Below are 3,451 nucleotides of genomic sequence, written 5' to 3' on the forward strand. Positions count from 1 at the left end.
AGAAAGCGCCAGCGCCGTGCTGGCGCGCTTCGGCGGGCGCCGCGATGCGGCCGCCAGCTACCTGGGCATCAGCCGCACGACCTTGTGGCGCCGCCTGCGCAGCGGCTGACTTTTTCCACCCTTGCGATCAACACCATGGACGATACGTTTCATTTGCACCAGTTGTGGCAGCGCTGCACGCAAGCCGGCACGGCGGCCAGCGGCCTGTCGCGCGACAACCGCGATATCCAGGCGCTGTACGCGCGCGGCATCTCGATGGAAGACGCGCTGCACTTCCTGTATCAGCAGCGGCCGACGCTGGACGCTTTTATCGCCTGGATCGCCGCGCGCACGCGCCTCCGTCCGCCGCATGCCGCCACCCCGCACGAGGACGTGCTGAGCGAGGCCGACCTGCGCTTCTGGGACGACAATGGCTACCTGGTGCTGCGCGGCGTGGTGCCGCGCGCGCAATGCGCGGCGGCCCGGCAAGCCATCTGGGACTACCTGGGCGCCAGCGCCGACGCGCCGGCCTCGTGGTACCAGCCGCACCCGGGCAAGCGGGGCTTGATGCTGCAGTTTTCCGACCATCCGGCGCTCGAGGAAAACCGCCACTGCGCGACCATCCGCCACGCCTACCAGCAGCTGTATGGCCACGGCACGCGCATCTATCCCAGCATCGACAAGGTCAGCTTCAATCCGCCGCAAACGCCGCAGCACGGTTTCGCCGGCAGCGCCCTGCACTGGGACGTCAGCCTGAAACAGCCGATCCCGTTCAAGCTGCAGGGCATGCTGTACCTGAGCGACTGCCCGGCGCGGCACGGCGCCTTCCACTGCGTGCCAGGCTTCCAGCACCGCATGGTCGACTGGCTGCGGGGCGTGCCGCAGGACCAGCCGCCGCGCGCATGGGCCACGGCGCAGCTGCAGGCGGTGCCCGTCGAAGGCCAGGCGGGCGACTTCATCATCTGGCACCAGGCCCTGCCCCACTGCGCCACGCCCAACCATGGCCCGGCGCCGCGCATGGTGCAGTACCTGACTTACCTGCCCGAGCTGTGCCCGGACCACGCGGAGTTTTTCTGAGCCGCTCATCCTTTCCTGCCGCCGTTCATCCCGTGGCGCTGGCGGCGTGCCGGCGCCGCCGCTAGCATGGTGGTCAAGGAGGAAACACCCATGAAACGCACATTGCACACATTCAGCCTATTTACCGCCCTGCTGCTGGCAGGCGCCAGCCAGGCCGCCGCGCCGACGGCATTCACGGTCGAGGTGACGGGCCAGGGCAGCCCCGTCATCCTGATCCCCGGCCTGGCATCGTCGGGCGCAGTCTGGCAATCGACGGTGGCGCGCCTGTGCGGGCCGCAGGCCGGCCGCCAGTGCCATGTGCTGACGCTGGCCGGCTTTGCCGGCGTGGCCCCCGTCGATGGCGACATGCTGGCGCAAGCCGAAGCACAGTTGGCCGGCTACATCGCGGCGCAAAAACTGCGCCAGCCGGCCATCATCGGGCATAGCCTGGGCGGCTTCCTGGCCCTGAAAATGGCCATCGACCATCCTGAACATACGGGCAAGCTGGTGATCGTCGACGCGCTGCCGGCGCTGGGCGCGACGCAGCTGCCGAGCATCACCAAAGAACAGCTGCAAGCCATGTCGCAGCAGATGCAAACGGCCATGCGGGCGCAGGACGCGGCGACGGCCAGCGCCAGCCAGCGCCGCAGCGTGGCCGGCATGGCCACCGCGCCAGCCGACGTGGAGCGCATCATCGGCTGGGGCCAGCGCTCCGACAAGGATACCGTGATCAATGCCATGGGCACCCTGATGGCCAGCGACCTGCGCCAGGACGTGGCGCGCATCGCCTCGCCCACCCTGGTACTGGGCACCTGGATCGCCTACAAGGATTTCGCGCCGCGTGCGGCCATCGAACAGACGTTCCGCAGCCAGTATGCGCAACTGCCGGGAGCGCGCGTGGAAATGGCCGACACGGCGCGCCACTTCATCATGTACGACCAGCCCGACTGGATGTTCGGGCGCATCGAACAGTTCCTGCGCTAGGCCATGCCCATGCCGCCCGAACGTCCGCCCCTGCTGGCTAGAATCCACTGGTACTGGACCTTCCAGCTGGCCGGCTGGAGCGCGATCGGCCTGCTGACCTTGCAAAGCCTCAGCTTCAACGGCATGAGCTGGGCCATCGCCGGCACCAGTTTCTGGGGCGCCGCCAGCGGCCTGGCGCTGTCCATCGCGTGGCGGCGCTGGCTGCGCCGCCACGGCTGGGTGGGCCGGCAGGCCGACTGGAAGCGCATCATCCCTGGCGTGCTGGCACTGGGCGCGCTGCAATCGGCCCTCGTGGCGCTCGGCTATTTTGTGCTGCGGCCCTTTGGCAGCATGCGCGGCGTCGACTGGCTGCCTTCGGCGCTGGCTTCGTGGACCGGCATCTTCCTCGTCTGGACCGTGCTGTACGCGATGGTGCAGTCGCTGCGCCGCGCCAACCGCTTCGAAGCGGAAGCGCTGCGCCTGGAAGTGCTCGCCAAGGATGCCCAGCTGCGCGCCCTGCAGGCGCAGGTCAATCCGCATTTTTTCTTCAACAGCCTCAATAGCGTGCGCGCGCTGATCTACGAAGACCGCGAAGCGGCCGCGCACATGATCGACCAGCTGGCGGAACTGATGCGCCACGCGCTGCAGGCGGGCACGCACGCGACGGTGCCGCTGGCGGCCGAACTCGATGCCGTGCGCGCCTACCTGTCCATCGAACAGAGCCGCTTCGAGGAGCGCCTGCGCGTCACCTACGCTATCGCCCCCGGCCTGGACCATCTGCGCGTGCCGCCCATGGCCTTGCAGACGCTGGTGGAAAACGCCGTCAAGTATGGCGCCGAAGCACATGCCGACGGCAGCGATATCCGCATCACCGTGCAACGGGAGCAGCAGGTGCAAGACGGCGGCGCGGCCATGCTGCACATCGATGTCGCCAATACGGGTGCCTTGCGCAGCGCTGCCGGCTCGACCTGCATCGGCCTGCGCAACGCGCGCCAGCGCTTGCGGCTGCTGGGCGGCGACAGCGCCAGCCTGGAACTGCGCGAACAGGCTGGCTGGGTGCATGCCACGATGCGGTTCCCGGAGCTGCCATGAGCGCGTGCCCCCTCACCGTGCTGCTGGTGGACGACGAGCGCCTGGCGCGCGCCGAGCTGCGGCGCCTGCTGGCCGCGCATCCGCAGGTGGAAATCGTCGGCGAAGCGGCCAGCGCGGCGGAAGCGATGTCGCAGATCGGCCGGCTGCGGCCCGACCTGCTGCTGCTCGACGTGCAGATGCCGGGCGCCTCCGGCTTCGATTTGCTGGCGGCCCTGGACGATGCGCCCGACGTGATCTTTTGCACGGCCTTCGACCAGTACGCGCTGCAGGCGTTCGAAGTGAGCGCCCTCGACTACCTGCAAAAACCCGTGCGGGCGGCGCGCCTGGCGACGGCGCTGGCGCGTGCCGGCGCGCGGGTGCG

General features: G+C 69.1%; 5 protein-coding genes. All 5 read left to right on the plus strand.

What is annotated here, in order from left to right:
- Positions 1 to 109 (plus strand): helix-turn-helix domain-containing protein (locus JaAD80_RS28380; RefSeq protein ID WP_146012587.1); only part of this gene is annotated, 109 nt, incomplete at its 5' end.
- Between the two features lie 26 nt (positions 110 to 135).
- The gene (locus JaAD80_RS28385; RefSeq protein ID WP_102299511.1) at positions 136 to 1,056 is read left to right on the plus strand and encodes a phytanoyl-CoA dioxygenase family protein; all 921 of its coding nucleotides are present in this window, start codon (positions 136 to 138) and stop codon (positions 1,054 to 1,056) included.
- Between the two features lie 90 nt (positions 1,057 to 1,146).
- The gene (locus JaAD80_RS28390; protein WP_102299513.1) at positions 1,147 to 2,019 is read left to right on the plus strand and encodes an alpha/beta fold hydrolase; all 873 of its coding nucleotides are present in this window, start codon (positions 1,147 to 1,149) and stop codon (positions 2,017 to 2,019) included.
- 9 nt (positions 2,020 to 2,028) lie between these two features.
- Positions 2,029 to 3,090: a sensor histidine kinase gene (locus tag JaAD80_RS28395; protein WP_102299515.1), complete on the plus strand. Its 1,062-nt coding sequence runs from the start codon at positions 2,029 to 2,031 to the stop codon at positions 3,088 to 3,090.
- A partial coding sequence (locus tag JaAD80_RS28400) for a LytTR family DNA-binding domain-containing protein (protein ID WP_146012588.1) occupies positions 3,087 to 3,451 on the plus strand: 365 nt, incomplete at its 3' end. The genes JaAD80_RS28395 and JaAD80_RS28400, both read left to right, overlap by 4 nt.

It is taken from the genome of Janthinobacterium sp. AD80, from assembly GCF_002878455.1.
Lineage (GTDB): Bacteria > Pseudomonadota > Gammaproteobacteria > Burkholderiales > Burkholderiaceae_D > Janthinobacterium.

Bases quoted from the DNA above. Each gene is read 5' to 3' on its own strand.
- JaAD80_RS28385 (WP_102299511.1), top strand. From the start codon at position 136: ATGGACGATACGTTTCATTTGCACCAGTTGTGGCAGCGCTGCACGCAA.
- JaAD80_RS28390 (WP_102299513.1), top strand. From the start codon at position 1,147: ATGAAACGCACATTGCACACATTCAGCCTATTTACCGCCCTGCTGCTG.
- JaAD80_RS28395 (WP_102299515.1), top strand. From the start codon at position 2,029: ATGCCGCCCGAACGTCCGCCCCTGCTGGCTAGAATCCACTGGTACTGG.